The 18,776-nt window shown below is 41.8% G+C and carries 15 protein-coding genes and 1 tRNA gene; 12 read left to right on the top strand and 4 right to left on the bottom strand.

Annotation, left to right across the window (positions count from 1 at the left end; genetic code table 11):
- Positions 1-3: 3 nt before the first annotated feature.
- The 5 genes from leuB to CYK16_RS05040 are packed head-to-tail and all read left to right on the top strand — an operon-like array spanning position 4 to position 4,103.
- On the top strand, positions 4-1,041 hold the full coding sequence (leuB, locus tag CYK16_RS05060) for a 3-isopropylmalate dehydrogenase (protein WP_060805974.1): 1,038 nt from the start codon (positions 4-6) through the stop codon (positions 1,039-1,041).
- Complete coding sequence (locus tag CYK16_RS05055; protein WP_000762420.1) at positions 1,038-1,307, top strand: DUF1294 domain-containing protein; 270 nt, start codon at positions 1,038-1,040, stop codon at positions 1,305-1,307. Before leuB ends, CYK16_RS05055 begins: the two co-directional genes overlap by 4 nt.
- A gap of 3 nt (positions 1,308-1,310) precedes the next feature.
- Entirely contained in the window at positions 1,311-2,693 is a 1,383-nt protein-coding gene (leuC, locus tag CYK16_RS05050) for a 3-isopropylmalate dehydratase large subunit (RefSeq protein WP_060805975.1), read from the top strand.
- A gap of 9 nt (positions 2,694-2,702) precedes the next feature.
- Positions 2,703-3,296 (top strand): 3-isopropylmalate dehydratase small subunit, encoded by a 594-nt coding sequence (leuD, locus tag CYK16_RS05045; RefSeq protein ID WP_060805976.1) that lies wholly within the window; start codon positions 2,703-2,705, stop codon positions 3,294-3,296.
- Positions 3,297-3,323: 27 nt separating this feature from the next.
- Complete coding sequence (locus CYK16_RS05040; protein ID WP_000160517.1) at positions 3,324-4,103, top strand: L-threonylcarbamoyladenylate synthase; 780 nt, start codon at positions 3,324-3,326, stop codon at positions 4,101-4,103.
- Between the two features lie 63 nt (positions 4,104-4,166).
- On the opposite strand, the gene CYK16_RS05035 is transcribed toward CYK16_RS05040, so the two are convergent.
- A complete protein-coding gene (locus CYK16_RS05035) occupies positions 4,167-5,423 on the bottom strand; it encodes an ISL3 family transposase (protein ID WP_101776732.1) in 1,257 nt (418 codons plus the stop codon).
- 303 nt (positions 5,424-5,726) lie between these two features.
- Between CYK16_RS05035 and CYK16_RS05030 the strand changes: the two genes are divergently transcribed.
- The 7 genes from CYK16_RS05030 to ftsY all read left to right on the top strand — a co-directional run bounded on the left by CYK16_RS05030 (position 5,727) and on the right by ftsY (position 14,164).
- Positions 5,727-6,713: a GMP reductase gene (locus CYK16_RS05030; RefSeq protein WP_000931164.1), complete on the top strand. Its 987-nt coding sequence runs from the start codon at positions 5,727-5,729 to the stop codon at positions 6,711-6,713.
- 66 nt (positions 6,714-6,779) lie between these two features.
- Positions 6,780-6,851: transfer RNA gene (locus CYK16_RS05025), tRNA-Arg, on the top strand.
- A 182-nt stretch (positions 6,852-7,033) separates the two neighbouring features.
- Positions 7,034-7,732: a ribonuclease III gene (gene rnc, locus CYK16_RS05020; protein ID WP_023944176.1), complete on the top strand. Its 699-nt coding sequence runs from the start codon at positions 7,034-7,036 to the stop codon at positions 7,730-7,732.
- Entirely contained in the window at positions 7,723-11,262 is a 3,540-nt protein-coding gene (smc, locus tag CYK16_RS05015) for a chromosome segregation protein SMC (RefSeq protein WP_060805272.1), read from the top strand. The genes rnc and smc overlap by 10 nt, the downstream gene beginning before the upstream one ends.
- Positions 11,259-12,053, top strand: a complete 795-nt coding sequence (locus tag CYK16_RS05010) for a Cof-type HAD-IIB family hydrolase (RefSeq protein WP_023944180.1) — start codon at positions 11,259-11,261, stop codon at positions 12,051-12,053. The genes smc and CYK16_RS05010 overlap by 4 nt, the downstream gene beginning before the upstream one ends.
- Positions 12,053-12,871, top strand: a complete 819-nt coding sequence (locus CYK16_RS05005) for a Cof-type HAD-IIB family hydrolase (RefSeq protein ID WP_023944182.1) — start codon at positions 12,053-12,055, stop codon at positions 12,869-12,871. The genes CYK16_RS05010 and CYK16_RS05005 overlap by 1 nt, the downstream gene beginning before the upstream one ends.
- A 3-nt stretch (positions 12,872-12,874) precedes the next feature.
- Positions 12,875-14,164 (top strand): signal recognition particle-docking protein FtsY, encoded by a 1,290-nt coding sequence (gene ftsY / locus CYK16_RS05000; protein WP_060805273.1) that lies wholly within the window; start codon positions 12,875-12,877, stop codon positions 14,162-14,164.
- Between the two features lie 45 nt (positions 14,165-14,209).
- Here the strand turns inward: ftsY and zwf are convergent, their stop codons facing one another.
- The 3 genes from zwf to CYK16_RS04985 form a co-directional block, all read right to left on the bottom strand.
- On the bottom strand, positions 14,210-15,697 hold the full coding sequence (zwf, locus tag CYK16_RS04995; RefSeq protein WP_049501794.1) for a glucose-6-phosphate dehydrogenase: 1,488 nt from the start codon (positions 15,695-15,697) through the stop codon (positions 14,210-14,212).
- Between the two features lie 150 nt (positions 15,698-15,847).
- Positions 15,848-16,588 (bottom strand): amino acid ABC transporter ATP-binding protein, encoded by a 741-nt coding sequence (locus tag CYK16_RS04990; RefSeq protein ID WP_060805274.1) that lies wholly within the window; start codon positions 16,586-16,588, stop codon positions 15,848-15,850.
- Entirely contained in the window at positions 16,588-18,753 is a 2,166-nt protein-coding gene (locus CYK16_RS04985; RefSeq protein WP_060805275.1) for an ABC transporter substrate-binding protein/permease, read from the bottom strand. Before CYK16_RS04985 ends, CYK16_RS04990 begins: the two co-directional genes overlap by 1 nt.
- Positions 18,754-18,776: the final 23 nt, after the last annotated feature.

Raw genomic sequence — 18,776 nt, 5'->3', positions numbered from 1 at the left:
GCTATGACAAAGAAAATAGTAGCTCTAGCAGGGGACGGAATCGGCCCAGAAATCATGGAGGCTGGTTTAGAAGTTCTGGAAGCTCTAGCTGAAAAAACAGGTTTTGATTATGAGATTGATAGACGACCTTTTGGAGGTGCAGGTATCGATGCTGCAGGGCATCCTTTACCTGATGAAACCCTCAAGGTATGTCGTGAAGCAGATGCCATTTTGCTAGCGGCTATCGGTAGTCCTCAGTATGATGGAGCAGCGGTTCGGCCTGAACAAGGCTTGCTGGCTCTCCGTAAGGAACTCAATATTTATGTTAATATTCGCCCTGTAAAAATCTTTGAGAGTCTTAAGCATTTGTCACCTCTCAAACCAGAACGAATTGCTGGTGTAGATTTTGTCGTTGTGCGGGAGTTGACAGGCGGGATTTACTTTGGGGATCATATCCTTGAAGAGCGGAAAGCGCGTGATATCAACGACTACAGCTATGAAGAAGTAGAGCGGATTATTCGTAAGGCATTTGAAATTGCAAGAAATCGCAGAAAAATCGTTACTAGTATCGATAAGCAAAATGTTCTAGCGACTTCAAAACTCTGGCGGAAAGTAGCTGAGGAAGTCGTGCAGGATTTCCCAGATGTGACCTTGGAACACCAGTTAGTGGACTCAGCTGCCATGCTCATGATTACCAATCCTGCTAAGTTTGATGTTATCGTAACGGAGAATCTTTTCGGAGATATTCTATCTGATGAATCAAGCGTTCTATCTGGCACGCTTGGAGTTATGCCATCAGCAAGTCATTCTGAAAATGGACCAAGTCTCTATGAACCTATTCACGGTTCAGCACCTGATATTGCTGATCAAGGAATTGCCAATCCTATTTCCATGATTTTATCAGTGGCTATGATGCTAAGAGACAGCTTTGGACGTTATGAGGAAGCAGAGCGTATCGAGCATGCTGTTGAGGCAAGTTTGGCAGCTGGAATTTTAACGAGAGATATAGGAGGACAGGCTTCGACCAAGGAAATGACGGAAGCTATTATTGCAAGGTTATGAAGTTAGATGAAAAAATTACTCTTGCCCTCTTGATTTGGAATGTCATGATTTTCATCATTTATGGCATTGACAAATCCAAGGCAAGGAGAAGAGCTTGGCGCATCCCAGAGAAAATCTTACTCATTTTAGCCTTTACTTGTGGTGGTTTTGGGGCCTGGTTAGCAGGAATCATCTTTCATCATAAGACTCGAAAATGGTACTTTAAAACGGTTTGGTTTCTCGGGATGGTGTCCACACTAGTAGCCTTATATTTTATTTGGAGGTAATGGATGGCAGGAAAATCGATTTTTGATAAATTATGGGACCGTCATGTCATCACAGGAGAAGAGGGGCAACCCCAACTCATGTATGTGGACCAGCACTATATTCATGAAGTGACCAGCCCTCAAGCTTTTCAAGGACTACGAGATGCAGGTCGTAGATTGAGACGACCAGATTTGACATTTGGAACCTTTGACCACAATGTCCCAACAGTCAATATCTACGATATTCGAGATGTCATTTCCAAGGCGCAAATTGATAAGCTAGCTGAAAATGTTGAGGAGTTTGGAATTGAATATGCGGCCCATGGTTCTGAAAAACAAGGAATTGTTCACATGGTTGGACCAGAAACTGGACGAACTCAACCAGGAAAATTCATCGTCTGTGGAGACAGCCATACGGCTACTCACGGAGCTTTTGGAGCCATCGCCTTTGGGATTGGGACTAGTGAGGTTGAGCATGTCTTCGCTACCCAGACCCTCTGGCAGGTTAAACCTAAGAAAATGTTGGTTGAATTCACTGGTGTTCCTCAAAAAGGAGTTTATTCCAAGGATTACATTTTAGCCTTGATTGCCAAGTACGGCGTTGCTTGTGGTGTTGGCTATGTGGTGGAATATCGTGGACAGGCAATTGATGCACTGAGCATGGAAGAGCGAATGACCATCTGCAATATGTCCATCGAGTTTGGATCCAAGATGGGAATCATGAATCCAGATCAAACTACCTATGATTATCTCAGGGGACGGGAATGTGTTCCAGAGAATTTCGAAGAGGCTGTGGCGGATTGGAAAACAATTGTCAGTGATGAGGATGCCGTTTACGATAAGGTTATTCGGATGGATGTCTCAGACTTAGCTCCTATGGTAACCTGGGGAACCAATCCTGCTATGGGAGTTGACTTTGACAGTAGCTTCCCAGAAATTAAGGATATGAATGATGAGCGAGCCTACAAATACATGGACTTGGAGCCTGGTCAAAAGCCAGCAGATATTGAACTAGGCTATATCTTTATCGGGTCTTGTACTAATGCTCGTCTCAGCGATTTGCAACTGGCTGCGCGATTTGTCAAAGGAAAGAAAATAGCCCCCAATCTAACGGCTATAGTAGTTCCAGGCTCTCGTCCTGTGAAACGAGCTGCTGAGAAGTTGGGCTTGGACAAGGTCTTTCTAGATGCTGGCTTTGAGTGGAGAGACCCAGGTTGCTCTATGTGCCTAGGGATGAATCCTGACAAGGTACCTGATGGTGTTCACTGTGCCTCAACTAGCAATCGAAACTTTGAAGATAGACAAGGATTTGGTGCTAAGACCCACCTCTGCAGTCCAGCCATGGCAGCTGCGGCAGCTATTGCAGGGCGCTTTGTAGATGTTCGACAAATGCCAGAAGCCCAGTAAGGAGAGGATATGGAGAAATTTACAGTTTATACGGGAACGACCGTTCCTCTTATGAATGATAACATTGATACTGACCAAATCCTTCCCAAGCAGTTTCTAAAGTTAATTGATAAAAAAGGCTTTGGTAAGTACCTCATGTATGCTTGGCGTTATCTTGATGACAAGTATACTGAGGACCCAGACTTTGTCTTTAATCGACCTGAATATCGGAAAGCCAGTATTCTCATATCAGGGGATAACTTTGGCGCAGGATCGTCCAGAGAACACGCGGCTTGGGCTCTAGCGGACTACGGTTTTAAGGTTGTGATTGCAGGATCTTTCGGTGACATTCATTACAATAATGAACTCAATAATGGCATGTTGCCTATTGTACAGCCTAGAGAGGTTAGAGAAAAGCTAGCCCAGCTCAAACCAAGTGACCAGGTAACTGTGGACTTGGAACAACAAAAAATCATCTCACCAGTTGGAGAATTCACTTTTGAAATCGATAGCGAATGGAAACACAAGCTCTTAAATGGTTTGGATGATATCGGTATTACTTTGCAGTATGAAGACTTGATTGCTGCTTATGAAAAACAACGACCAGACTACTGGCAGGATTAGAAGAAAAATAGAAAAGGAAATAGAACTATGACAAAACACATTCAATGGAACGGAACACTTTCACAAGAAGGCTATGAGATTTTAAAAGGTGAGGGCGGATGTATCGTTTGCCCTACTAAAGTTGGTTATATCATCATGACTAGCGATAAGGCAGGACTTGAGCGTAAGTTCGCAGCTAAAGAGCGTAACCGTAACAAACCAGGTGTTGTTCTCTGCGGTAGCATGGATGAGCTTCGCGCTTTAGCACAACTCAACCCAGAAATTGAAGCCTTTTACCAAAAACATTGGGACGAAGACATTCTTCTTGGTTGTATCCTTCCATGGAAACCAGAAGCCTTTGAAAAACTCAAAGCGTATGGGGATGGCCGTGAAGAACTTATGACGGACGTGCGTGGTACTAGCTGTTTCGTTATCAAATTTGGGAAAGCTGGTGAACAATTGGCTGCAAAACTTTGGGAAGAAGGAAAGATGGTTTACGCCTCATCTGCAAATCCATCTGGAAAAGGAAACCGTGGTAAGGTAGAAGGTATCGGAGAACGCATCGAAGGAGCAGTTGACCTTGTTATCGAGGCAGACGACTATGTGGCATCAATCCAGCCTGACAAAACGATTGAAACACGCTACGAGCAAGGTGTGATGGTCTCTATGGTCGATAAAGACGGCAAACTCATCCCGGAACAAGGAGGAGCACGTTCAACTTCACCAGCTCCAGTTGTGATTCGCAAAGGGCTTGACATTGATAAGATTATGATGCACCTGTCAGACACCTTTAACTCATGGGACTACCGTCAGGGAGAGTATTATTAGAATGTAGAGGAAGTGGGGAGAAAATAATCGGCTCTTTGTCAACTGTAGTGGGTTGATGAAAAGCTAAGATCGAGAAAGGACAAATTTCGTCCTTTCTTTTTTGATATTTAGAGCGATGAAAATCCGTTTTTTGAAGTTTTCAAAGTTCCGAAATCCAAAGGCATTGCGCTTGATAAGTTTGATGAGATTATTGGTGGCTTCCAGTTTGGCGTTGGAATAGGGTAGTTGGAGGGCGTTGGCAATTTTCTCTTTATCCTTGAGGAAGGTTTTAAAGACAGTCTGAAAAAGAGGATGAACCTGCTTTAGATTGTCCTCAATGAGTCCGAAAAATTTATCCAGTTCCTTATTCTGAAAGTGAAAAAGCAAGAGTTGATAGAGATGGTAGTGATGTTTCAAGTCCTCTGAATGGCTCAAAAGCATGTCAAGAATCTCTTTATTGGTCAAGTGCGTACGAAAAGTAGGGCGATAAAAACGTTTATCGCTGAGTTTACGACTATCCTGCTGGATGAGCTTCCAGTAGCGCTTGATAGCCTTGTATTCATGGGATTTTCTCTCAAACTGATTCATGATTTGGACACGCACACGACTCATAGCACGACTTAAGTGTTGAACAATGTGAAAGCGATCAAGAACGATTTTAGCACACGGAAAAAGCTGTTTAGCCAAGTCATAGTAAGGGCTAAACATATCCATAGTAATGATTTTGACGCGACATCGGACAGCTCTATCGTATCGAAGAAAGTGATTTCGGATGACAGCCTGTGTTCTACCTTCAAGAACAGTGATGATATTGAGGTTATCAAAATCTTGTGCAATGAAGTTCATTTTTCCCTTTGTAAAGGCATATTCGTCCCAGGACATAATCTTAGGCAGACGAGAAAAATCATGCTTAAAACGGAAGTCATTGAGCTTGCGAATAACAGTTGAAGTTGAAATGGCCAGCTGATGAGCGATATCGGTCATAGAAGACTTTTCAATCAATTTTTGCGCAATTTTTTGGTTGATAATACGAGGGATTTGATGATTCTTCTTGACGAGAGAGGTTTCGGCGACCATCACTCTCGAGCAATGATAGCACTTGAAACGACGCTTTTTCAGAAGAATTCTAGTAGGCATACCAGTCGTTTTGAGGTAAGGAATCTTAGACGGTTTTTGAAAGTCATATTTCTTCATTAGACTTCCACAATCAGGACAAGATGGGGCCTCATAATCCAGTTTAGCGATGATTTCTTTATGTGTATCCCTATTGATGATATCCATAAATTGGATATTAGGGTCTTTGATATCGAGTAGTTTTGTGATAAAATGTAATTGTTCCATATGAATCTTTCTAATGAGTTGTTTGGTCACTTTTCATTATAGATCTTATGGGACTTTTTTTCTACAACAAAATAGGCTCCATAATATCCATAGGGGATTTACCCACTACAAATATTATAGAGCCAATTAATCTCTCCTCTTTTTATTGTTATTTATACAATAAAATCCGAACGATATATTTTAAATTATAAAATTATTTGACAAAAACTGTACTTTGATTTATAATTAATTAAGGAAACGTCGGAAAAGGCGTAGTGATGCGAGAGCATAGGTAGGTCATTACAAAAGAAACGAGACATCGATATGTTAAATGAATTTCCAATTTTTGATTACGAAGATATTCAATTGATTCCAAATAAATGTGTGATTAAAAGCCGTGCAGAAGCGGATACAAGTGTCACTCTAGGAAATCACACTTTTAAACTACCTGTTGTGCCAGCTAACATGCAGACGATTTTGGATGAAAATGTAGCAGAGCAACTGGCTAAAGGTGGTTACTTCTACATTATGCATCGTTTTGATGAGGCAGGACGTATTCCTTTTATTAAACGCATGCACGATCAAGGGCTCATTGCTTCTATCTCTGTCGGTGTTAAGGATTATGAGTATGATTTTGTTAGCCAGCTCAAGGCTGATGCTCCTGAGTACATCACGATTGATATCGCTCATGGTCATGCAGATAGTGTGATTTCTATGATTCAACACATCAAGAAAGAATTGCCAGATACTTTTGTCATTGCTGGAAATGTGGGAACACCAGAAGCCGTTCGTGAATTGGAAAATGCTGGTGCGGATGCTACTAAGGTTGGAATCGGTCCTGGTAAGGTTTGTATCACCAAGGTCAAGACAGGTTTTGGTACAGGTGGTTGGCAGTTGGCAGCCCTTCGCTGGTGTGCCAAGGCTGCACGTAAACCGATTATTGCTGATGGAGGAATTCGTACTCACGGTGATATTGCCAAGTCTATCCGCTTCGGTGCTAGCATGGTCATGATTGGTTCCCTCTTTGCAGGACACATAGAAAGTCCAGGGAAAACGATTGAAGTCGATGGCGAACAGTTCAAAGAATACTACGGTTCAGCCTCACAATATCAAAAAGGTGCTTACAAAAATGTGGAGGGCAAACGTATCTTGCTTCCTGCCAAAGGTCATTTACAAGATACTTTAACTGAGATGGAACAAGACCTTCAAAGTGCTATTTCTTATGCAGGTGGACGTCAGGTTGCTGACCTTAAACACGTTGATTATGTGATCGTGAAAAACTCTATCTGGAATGGGGATGCTTCCCACTAAGACGGGCTATCCGTCTAGAAAAAAACTTGTTATTAGAGCAAATTTCTGTTATAATAAAACAAGTTTCCACCCTTAGTGTAATGGATATCACGTAAGATTCCGGTTCTTGAGATGGGGGTTCGATTCCCTCAGGGTGGATGTAAACATCCTAAAAAAGCCTTTAATAGGGCTTTTTGTTTACACAGCCCTAAATTGGCCCTTAAAACTGAAAATCTCTTTTTAAAGAATTCCTAAATGCTCTCCAGTCCCGTTTTAAAGTGACTCAGGGGGCTTTTTTTGATATAATAAAAAGGACTGTTATCAGTTAGAAAGAGGTTGGTATGAAAGAATTACAAACTGTACTAAAGAACCATTTTGCAATCGAATTTGCAGACAAAAATTTACTGGAGACTGCCTTTACTCATACGAGTTATGCCAATGAGCACCGCCTCTTAAAAATTTCACACAATGAACGCTTGGAATTTTTAGGAGACGCTGTTCTACAGTTATTGATTTCAGAATATCTGTATAAAAAATATCCTAAAAAGCCTGAGGGTGATTTGTCCAAACTCCGTGCCATGATTGTTCGCGAGGAGAGTTTGGCTGGTTTTGCGCGTGATTGCCAGTTTGATCAGTTTATCAAGCTGGGTAAGGGGGAAGAAAAGTCTGGTGGGCGCAATCGTGATACCATTCTTGGTGATGCCTTTGAAGCCTTTCTTGGTGCCCTCCTTTTGGACAAGGATGTGGCCAAGGTCAAGGAATTTATCTACAAAGTCATGATTCCTAAGGTTGAAGCAGGCGAATTTGAAATGATTACAGACTACAAAACCCATCTACAAGAGTTACTTCAGGTCAATGGAGATGTGGCTATCCGTTATCAGGTGATTTCTGAAACGGGTCCTGCCCACGATAAGGTCTTTGATGTAGAAGTTCTTGTCGAAGGTAAGAGCATTGGTCAAGGTCAAGGTCGTTCTAAGAAATTAGCAGAGCAGGAAGCTGCCAAAAATGCCGTTGAGAAAGGGCTGGATTCATGTATTTAAAGGAAATCGAAATTCAGGGATTCAAGTCTTTTGCTGACAAGACTAAGGTCGTCTTTGATCAAGGTGTGACGGCAGTCGTTGGACCCAATGGATCTGGAAAGTCGAATATTACAGAAAGTCTGCGTTGGGCCTTGGGGGAGTCAAGTGTTAAAAGTCTCCGTGGAGGCAAGATGCCAGATGTCATCTTTGCTGGAACAGAAAGTCGCAAACCGCTCAATTATGCTTCTGTAGTTGTGACTCTGGATAATAATGATGGATTTATCAAGGATGCAGGTCAAGAAATCAGGGTAGAACGCCATATCTATCGTAGCGGAGATAGCGAATACAAGATTGATGGTAAGAAAGTCCGTCTGCGTGATATTCATGACCTTTTCTTGGATACAGGTTTGGGACGCGATTCCTTCTCAATTATTTCTCAAGGGAAGGTTGAGGAGATTTTTAATTCTAAGCCTGAGGAACGCCGTGCCATTTTTGAAGAAGCTGCAGGAGTTTTGAAATACAAGACTCGTAGAAAAGAGACAGAGAGCAAACTGCAGCAAACTCAGGATAATTTAGACCGCTTAGAGGACATTATCTACGAGTTGGATAATCAAATCAAGCCTCTTGAGAAGCAAGCTGAAAATGCTCGTAAGTTTCTGGATTTGGAAGGTCAACGCAAGGCTATTTATTTAGACGTGCTGGTTGCTCAAATCAAGGAAAATAAGGCTGAACTAGATTCGACAGAAGAAGAGTTGGCTCAGGTTCAGGAACTTTTGACGAGCTACTATCAAAATCGTGAAAAATTAGAAGAAGAAAATCAAACTCTTAAAAAGCAACGCCAAGATTTACAGGCTGAAATGGCTAAAGACCAGGGCAGTTTGATGGACTTGACTAGTCTGATTAGTGATTTAGAGAGAAAATTAGCCCTATCGAAATTAGAATCTGAGCAAGTAGCTCACAATCAACAGGAAGCACAAGCTCGTTTGGCTGCTTTGGAAGATAAGAGAAAATCACTCAGCAAAGAAAAATCTGATAAGGAAAGCTCTTTGGCACTTTTAGAGGAAAATCTAGTCCAAAATAATCAAAAACTCAATCGTTTAGAAGCTGAATTACTGGCTTTTTCAGATGATCCTGATCAGATGATTGAGCTCTTGCGTGAACGCTTTGTAGCTCTTTTACAAGAAGAAGCCGATGTCTCAAACCAGTTGACCCGTATCCAGAATGAGTTGGAAAATAGCCGTCAGCTTTCTCAAAAACAAGCAGATCAACTAGAAAAGCTGAAAGAACAGCTGGCTACAGCTAAAGAGAAGGCTAGTCAGCAAAAGGCGGAGCTTGAAACTGCCAAGGAGAAAGTTCAGAAATTATTGGCCGACTACCAAGCTATTGCCAAGGAGCAAGAGGAGCAGAAAGCTTCCTATCAAGCTCAACAAAGTCAACTCTTTGACCGTCTGGATAATCTCAAAAACAAGCAGGCTAGAGCCCAAAGTTTGGAAAATATCCTGAGAAATCATAGTAACTTTTATGCAGGTGTTAAGAGTGTTCTCCAAGAAAAAGACCGCCTTGGTGGGATTATTGGTGCAGTCAGTGAGCACCTGACCTTTGATGTTCATTATCAAACTGCTCTAGAGATTGCCTTAGGGGCAAGCAGTCAGCATATCATCGTAGAAGATGAGAACGCGGCGACTAAGACTATTGATTTCCTCAAACGGAACAGAGCCGGTCGTGCGACCTTCCTTCCGTTGACCACGATCAAAGCGCGTACGATTTCTAGCCAGAACCAAGATGCTATCGCGGCAAGTCCAGGATTTTTGGGCATGGCAGATGAGTTGGTGACATTCGATACTAGACTGGAATCCATTTTCAAGAATTTGCTAGCTACGACGGCTATCTTTGACACCGTAGAACACGCGCGTGCAGCAGCTCGTCAAGTTCGCTATCAGGTTCGTATGGTGACTTTGGACGGCACAGAGTTGCGCACAGGTGGTTCCTATGCAGGTGGTGCCAATCGCCAAAATAACAGTATTTTCATCAAGCCAGAGCTGGAGCAATTACAAAAAGAAATTGCTGAAGAAGAAGCAAGCTTGCGTTCAGAAGAGACGAGTTTGAAGACCTTGCAAGATGAGATGGCTAGATTGACCGAATCATTAGAAACCATCAAATCTCAAGGAGAGCAGGCTCGTATTCAGGAGCAAGGCTTGTCCCTCGCTTATCAGCAGACCAGTCAGCAAGTTGAAGAGCTAGAAACTCTTTGGAAACTCCAAGAAGAAGAATTAAATCGTCTTTCTGATGGAGAGTGGCAAGCAGATAAGGAAAAATGCCAAGAGCGTCTTGCTACAATCGCCAGTGACAAGCAAAATCTGGAAGCTGAGATTGAAGAGATTAAGTCTAACAAAAATGCCATCCAAGAACGTTATCAAAACTTGCAGGAAGAGCTAGCGCAAGCTCGCTTGCTTAAGACAGAACTGCAAGGGCAAAAACGTTATGAAGTGGCTGACATTGAACGTTTAGGCAAGGAATTGGATAATCTGAATATCGAACAAGAGGAAATCCAGCGCCTTCTTCAAGAAAAGGTTGACAATCTTGAGAAAGTTGATACGGATTTGCTCAGTCAACAGGCCGAAGAAGCCAAAACTCAGAAAACAAACCTCCAACAAGGTTTAATTCGTAAGCAGTTTGAGTTGGATGATATTGAAGGTCAACTGGATGATATTGCTAGTCATTTGGACCAGGCTCGCCAGCAGAATGAAGAGTGGATTCGCAAGCAAACTCGTGCTGAAGCCAAGAAAGAAAAGGTCAGCGAGCGCTTGCGCCATCTACAAAGTCAATTAACAGACCAGTATCAGATTAGCTATACAGAAGCTTTAGAAAAGTCTCATGAGTTGGAAAATCTCAATCTGGCGGAGCAAGAGGTTAAAGATTTAGAGAAGGCTATTCGCTCACTGGGTCCTGTCAATTTGGAAGCTATTGAACAGTATGAAGAAGTCTACAACCGTCTGGATTTCCTAAATAGCCAACGTGATGACATTTTATCAGCTAAAAACTTGCTGCTTGAAACCATTACAGAGATGAATGATGAGGTCAAGGAACGCTTTAAATCAACCTTTGAAGCTATTCGTGAATCCTTTAAAGTGACCTTCAAGCAGATGTTTGGTGGAGGTCAAGCAGACCTGATTTTGACTGAGGGAGACTTGCTGACAGCTGGGGTTGAGATTTCAGTCCAACCACCAGGTAAGAAAATTCAGTCGCTTAACCTCATGAGTGGTGGTGAAAAAGCCTTATCAGCTCTTGCTTTGCTCTTCTCTATCATTCGAGTTAAGACTATCCCGTTTGTTATCTTGGATGAGGTAGAGGCTGCACTGGATGAAGCTAATGTTAAGCGTTTTGGGGATTACCTCAATCGATTTGACAAGGACAGCCAGTTCATCGTTGTAACCCACCGTAAAGGAACCATGGCAGCGGCTGATTCCATCTATGGAGTGACCATGCAAGAGTCAGGTGTCTCAAAAATTGTTTCAGTTAAGTTAAAAGATTTAGAAAGTATTGAAGGATGACAATTAAACTAGTAGCAACGGATATGGACGGAACTTTTCTAGATGGAAACGGACGCTTTGATATGGATCGCCTCAAGTCTCTCTTGGCTTCCTACAAGGAAAAAGGGATTTACTTTGCGGTGGCTTCGGGGCGCGGATTTTTATCTCTAGAAAAATTATTTGCTGATGTTCGTGATGACATTATTTTCATCGCGGAAAATGGCAGTTTGGTCGAATATCAAGGTCAAGACTTGTATGAAGCGACTATGTCTCGTGACTTTTATCTGGCAACTTTTGAAAAGCTGAAAACGTCACCTTATGTAGATATCAATAAATTGCTCTTGACGGGCAAGAAGGGATCTTATGTGCTAGATACGGTTGATGAGACCTATTTGAAAGAGAGCCAGCATTATAATGAAAATATCCAAAAAGTAGCGAGTTTGGAAGATATCACAGATGACATTTTCAAATTTACAACCAACTTCACAGAAGAAACTCTTGAAGCTGGGGAAGCTTGGGTCAATGAACATGTTCCTGGTGTTAAGGCCATGACAACTGGCTTTGAATCCATTGATATTGTTCTGGACTATGTCGATAAGGGAGTGGCTATTGTTGAATTAGCTAAAAAACTTGGCATCAAAATGGGTCAGGTTATGGCTTTTGGAGACAATCTAAATGATTTGCACATGATGCAGGTTGTGGGACATCCTGTAGCTCCTGAAAATGCACGACCTGAAATTTTAGAATTAGCAGAGACAGTGATTGGTCACCATAAGGACCAGTCGGTTATAGCTTATATGGAGGGCTTATAATGGCAGATATAAAATTGATTGCATTGGACTTGGACGGGACCTTGCTGACTACTGATAAAAGGCTGACGGATCGCACCAAGGCAACCTTGAAAGCTGCGCGTGATCGTGGTATCAAGGTTGTACTGACGACTGGTCGTCCCTTAAAAGCCATGGATTTCTTTCTCCATGAGCTAGGGACTGACGGCCACAAAGATGAGTATACGATTACTTTTAATGGTGGTTTGGTTCAGAAAAATACAGGTGAAATCCTTGATAAGACAGTCTTTTCATATGATGATGTAGCACGCTTGTATGAAGAAACAGAGAAATTATCACTGCCTCTTGATGCCATTTCAGAAGGAACTGTTTATCAAATCCAATCGGACCAAGAAAGTCTTTATGCCAAATTTAATCCAGCATTGACCTTTGTTCCAGTGGACTTTGCAGACTTGTCTAGTCAAATGACCTACAACAAATGCGTGACTGCCTTTGCTCAAGAACCCTTGGATGCAGCCATTCAGAAGATTTCTCCAGAATTGTTTGACCAATATGAAATCTTTAAATCACGTGAAATGTTGCTAGAGTGGTCTCCTAAAAATGTCCATAAAGCAACAGGTTTGGCAAAACTAATCAGCCATCTTGGAATTGACCAAAGTCAAGTCATGGCATGTGGTGACGAGGCCAATGACCTTTCTATGATTGAATGGGCAGGGCTCGGTGTTGCCATGCAAAATGCTGTTCCTGAAGTCAAGGCAGTCGCAAATGTAGTGACACCAATGACCAATGATGAAGAGGCTGTCGCCTGGGCTATCGAAGAATACGTGTTAAAGGAGAACTAAGATATGGGATTATTTGACCGTCTATTCGGAAAAAAAGAAGAACCTAAAATCGAAGAAGTTGTAAAAGAAGCTCTGGAAAATCTTGATCTATCAGAAGATGTTGAGCCTGCCTTAACAGAAGCTGAGGAAGTTCCTCATGAAGAAGCAGAAGTTGAAAGTTCTGAAGAAGCTGTGTTTGAAGAAGACGAAAATCAAGAGACAGTTGAAGAAAATAACAATTTAGAGCCAGTTGTAGAAGTTCAACAAGAAGAAGTCAATGAATTTCCAAACTCAGAAGAAGTCCCAGAGGAAGAGAATACTGAGCTCCTAGAGATTGTAGAAGAAAATAGTTCTGAAGTGCTTGAACCAGAAAGGTCTCAGGCAGAAGAAACTGTTCAGGAAAAATATGACCGCAGTCTCAAGAAAACTCGTACAGGATTTGGTGCTCGTTTGAATGCCTTCTTTGCCAATTTCCGCTCTGTTGATGAAGAATTTTTCGAGGAACTGGAAGAACTGCTAATTATGAGTGATGTTGGTGTCCAGGTCGCTTCTAACTTAACAGAGGAGCTACGCTACGAAGCCAAGCTTGAAAACGCCAAGAAACCTGATGCACTTCGCCGTGTCATCATTGAGAAATTGGTTGAGCTTTATGAAAAGAATGGCAATTACGATGAACGTATCCACTTCCAAGATGGCTTGACAGTCATGCTCTTTGTTGGTGTTAATGGTGTTGGGAAAACAACTTCTATCGGGAAACTAGCCCACCGCTACAAACAAGCAGGTAAGAAGGTCATGTTGGTTGCGGCAGATACCTTCCGTGCGGGGGCGGTAGCCCAGCTAGCTGAATGGGGCCGTCGTGTGGACGTTCCAGTTGTGACTGGACCTGAAAAAGCTGACCCAGCCAGTGTGGTCTTTGATGGCATGGAACGTGCCGTAGCTGAAGGTATTGATATTCTCATGATTGATACCGCTGGTCGTCTGCAAAACAAGGACAACCTCATGGCTGAGCTGGAAAAGATTGGTCGTATCATCAAACGTGTTGTGCCAGAAGCACCTCATGAAACCTTCTTGGCACTTGATGCATCAACAGGTCAGAATGCCCTGGTACAGGCCAAAGAATTTTCCAAAATCACACCTTTGACAGGAATTGTCTTGACTAAGATTGATGGAACTGCTCGAGGTGGTGTTGTTCTAGCCATCCGTGAAGAACTCAATATTCCTGTAAAATTGATTGGTTTTGGTGAAAAAATCGATGATATTGGAGAGTTTAACTCAGAAAACTTTATGAAGGGTCTCTTGGAAGGCTTAATCTAATCAGAAGCAAAAATCCTGCAAGTTACAAACTTGCAGGAATTTTTTTTATTCTAAACGGCCATCTTGACGATAGGCGATATCTGGTTGCCAAGTCCATTTGGCACCGAATTTTTCAAGTAAGTCAAAGCTAGCTTGAGGTCCCATGCTTCCAGCTTTATAGTCATGAAGTGGGGCACCATTTTCAGCCCAGAGTTCTTCGATACGGTCAATCAATTTCCACGACGCACCAACTTCATCCCAGTGGCTAAAGTTAGTTGAGTTGTTATTTAGGACATCATAAATCAATTTTTCGTATGGTTCTGGAGAGGCACCAGTTGCGGTCGCATCTGTACGGTAATCAAGTGAGTTCGGAGCTAAGTTGAATTCTTCTCCTACCTGCTTCCCATTTAGGCTAAGAGAGAAGCCTTCTGTTGGTTGGATATAGATGGTCAAAATATTTGGAGCAAGTGGTTCTCCAAATATAGAATCCATTTGTTTAAAGACGATGTTGACATGAGTTCCTTTTTCAGTCAGACGTTTACCAGTACGGAAGAAGAAAGGAACACCACGGAAGCGATCGCTGTCCACAAAGAAGGCACCAGATGCAAAGGTTTCAGTTGTTGATTCTGGATTCACATTTGGCTCGCTACGATAAGAGATGTATTTCATGCCATCAATCTTACCAGAACGGTATTGACCACGGATAAAGTGTTCTTTAAGTTCTTCATCAGTTGGATGATAGAGATTTTTAAAGACCTTAATCTTCTCAGCACGAATCTCGTCCTTTGTGAAGCTTGCTGGCTTGTCCATAGCAAGGAGAGAAAGAAGTTGCAAAGTGTGGTTCTGTACCATGTCGCGGAGGGCACCAGATTGGTCATAGTAGCCACCACGTTCTTCTACACCCAAGCGCTCCGCAAAGGTAATTTGAACATTGTCGATAAAATCCTTGTTCCAAACGTTTTCAAAAATCAGGTTTGCAAAGCGAACTGCAAAGATGCTTTGAATCATTTCCTTACCAAGATAATGGTCGATACGGAAAATTTGTTCTTCGTCAAATGTTGCTAGGAGCTCGTCATTTAACTTGCTTGCAGTTGCGTAATCTGTACCAAATGGTTTTTCAACGATTAAGCGTTCAAAACCTTTTCCATCTACAATGTTTTCAGACTTGAGGTGCTTAGCAATGGTTCCAAAGAATTGAGGTGCCATAGACAAGAAGAAGAGCTTGTTGTGTTCAGCTTGGTACTTGTCATTGAGTTCAGCCTGCAATTGACGCAAAGCAATGTAGTGCTCTGTATCATTGACATCATGACTTTGATAGTAGAAGTGGCTAGCGAACTCCTGAGCCTGTTCGGTACTATCTGCCAAATCAAGGATAGATTCGACAACAACAGACTCAAAATATTCCTTGCTCCAAGGACGACGAGCAGTTCCAATGACGGCAAAGTGCTCGGAAAGATTGCCGGATTTATATAGTCTAAAAAGGGAAGGGTAGAGCTTGCGTTTAGCCAGGTCTCCACTCGCACCGAAAATTGTAACAATAACCTTAGATGACATCTAGCTACCTAATTTCTATTTTTATTCCTAGTCTTGCTAGGTATGAGGAAACCTCATTTCATAAACTTAATTCTAACATAATTTTCCGAAAAATCAAAAAATCCAATACGAGATAGAAAAAAACTGTAAGGAAATCCTTACAGTTTTAGTTTAGACGTTTAAGACCTTGTCCAAGAACTCTTTCAGACGTGGGTGTTGTGGGTTATCAAAGATTTGATCAGGTGTTCCGTCTTCTAGGAATTCACCGTCTGCAGTAAAGATAACGCGGTTGGCAACTTGACGGGCAAATCCCATTTCATGGGTTACGATAATCATGGTCATACCTTGCTCAGCCAATTCCTTCATAACGTTCAGTACGTCTCCGACCATCTCAGGGTCAAGGGCTGAAGTTGGTTCATCAAAGAGCATGATATCTGGGTTCATTGCAAGTCCACGAGCGATGGCCACACGTTGTTTTTGACCACCTGATAGGCTATCTGGGCTAGCATTAGCTTTATCTGCTAGCCCAACCTTTTCAAGCAACTCCATTCCCAATTTCTCAGCTTCTTCCTTAGTCATCAACTTGTGCTCGATAGGAGCAAAAGTAATGTTGTCCAATACAGACATATGAGGGAAGAGGTTAAAGTGTTGGAACACCATTCCGATATTTTCACGAACGTGGTCAACATTGGTTGTTTTTTCAGTTAAGTCATAGCCGTTCACAGTGATGTGACCGCTAGTGACTTCTTCTAGAAGATTGAGGCTACGGAGGAAGGTTGACTTACCAGAACCTGAAGGACCGATGATACAAACAACATCTCCTTCATAGAACTTAGTCGTGATTCCTTTTAGGACTTCATTTTTTCCGTAGTTTTTGTGTAAATCATTTACATCAATTTTTAATTTTGCCATTAACGAATCCTCTTTTCTAAGCGTTTCGCTAGTCTAGTCAAAAGTGTGATAATTACAAGATAGAAGATAGCAAGGATTGCATACATCTTGAAACTTTGGTAGTTACGGGCGATGATAATCTTACCAGTTTGGAAGAGTTCCACCAAACCGATAGCAGATACGATGGTTGTATCTTTAAGAGCGATAACGAATTGGTTAACAAAGTTTGGCAACATTAATTTAGTTGCTTGTGGCAGGATAATCTTACGCATGGTTTTGCCATAAGAGATCCCCAAGCTTCGGCTGGCTTCCATTTGACCAACTGGAACGGCCTGAATACCGCCACGAACGATTTCAGCGATATAAGCGGCTGCATTGAGAGAAAGGGCAATAGTACCAGCTACAAAGTCGTTAATTGGACTTTGTTGGCCTGTAATAGACTCGATGAAGTTTGGAATTCCCCAGAAGATGAAGGCTGCAAGAATCATCAATGGAATACCTCGAATAACGTCAACGAAAATCTCAGAAATCACACGAAGAGATTTATACGGGCTGACACTAAACATACCGAAGATAATCCCGATAACAATAGCAATAGCAAATGAGATAAGAGCTAGAGCAAGAGTGATACCAAGCCCGCTAAGGAGTTGTTTATAGTTGTTTTGAAGCAAGCCCCAGATAGTTGTCTCATCAACAGTGCTTGTTGAAGCAGTTGATGACTCACTAGCTAAGTATTTGTCAAGAATCTTTTGGAATTCACCGTTTGCTTTAAGGTTAGCAAGTCCGTTATTGAACATTTCAATCAATTCTGGATTTGCTCCTTTTTTAACAGCAAAGGCTGTTTCACCGATTGGAGTTCCAGCGATTGGTGTTTTCAATTTTTGCCCTTGGCTGATAGAATATTTGAGAACAGGCTCATCATCCATAACGGCGTCAATGGCACCAGTGTTTAAACTGTCATACATTGATGAACCATCAGCGAAGGTTTTGATTTTGTAACCGTATTTGCTTTGATTTTCTGTTAGGAAAGTTTGAGAAGCAGTTCCGTTTTTAACACCGACTGTCTTCCCTTTCAAATCTTCATAAGAAGCAATGGTGCTTGATTCTTTGACACCAAGGATAGTATTAGCAGTGTAGTAGGATTCTGAGAAGTCAAAAGTTGCCTTACGAGCATCTGTGACAGACATACCAGCAATGATACCATCAGCTTGACCAGCTTGGACAGCACTGATAGCAGCATCAAAACCAGGGTTGATGATTTCAATTTCAAAACCTTGGTCTTTAGCGATTGCCTTAATCAATTCCATATCAATACCAGTAAATTGGTTGCTTGAGTTTTGGAAAACAAAAGGTGCAAAAGAAGAATCGCTGGCAATGATGTATTTAGCTTTAACAGGAATAGCTTTTAATCCTGCTAGAGTAGTTGTAGTTGGCACTGCTGAAGATGATGAAGCAGTCCATTTCTTGATGATTTTATCAAGACTACCATCTTTTTTCATTTCAGCCAAGGCTTGGTTAAATTCAGTAACTAGGTGCTCGTATTTGCTTCCTTTTTTAACACCGAAAGCAAAGCTACCTACAGCTTCACCATCCATTTCAATATGGAGGTCTTGACCTTGGTTAATAGCATATTCGATAACAGGTTTATCATCCATCATAGCATCAATGGCACCAGTACTCAAGCTGTTGTTCATCAAATCACTAGTGTCAAATGTTTTAATAGTAAAGCCGTATTTATCTTTGATTGTTTCAAGAAAACGTTGAGCGGCTGTTCCGTTTTTAACACCAACAGTTTTACCAGTTAATTGGTCGTACTTGCTAATCTTGTGTGCCTTTGTAGTTGCAATGACAACTTTTGTATCATAGTAAGTATCAGACATGGTGAAGACTTTTTCACGTTCTTTAGTCTTTGTCATCCCTGCCATGATAGCGTCAGCTTGACCAGCTTGAACCGCATTTACCGCTGCGTCAAATCCAGGATAGGACATCTGAATGTTCCATCCTTTAATCTCAGCGACTTTGTTGATAATGTCAACATCAATTCCTTTATAAGTTTGATCTGAATCTTTAAACTCAAAAGGTGCGTAGGCGGTATCAGACACAATCTTAATCGTCTCTGCTTTGGCAATACCTAATGAGAAAATTGGGAATAAAATTAGCAAAAATGCTAGAAATTTTTTCTTCATTTTTAGTCTCCTTTTCCGAATAT

This window comes from Streptococcus oralis subsp. dentisani (assembly GCF_002860905.1).
GTDB classification, from domain to species: Bacteria; Bacillota; Bacilli; order Lactobacillales; family Streptococcaceae; genus Streptococcus; species Streptococcus oralis_BA.
Note: the sequence above shows the minus strand (reverse complement) of the source record. Positions and strands in the feature narration are given on the sequence as shown.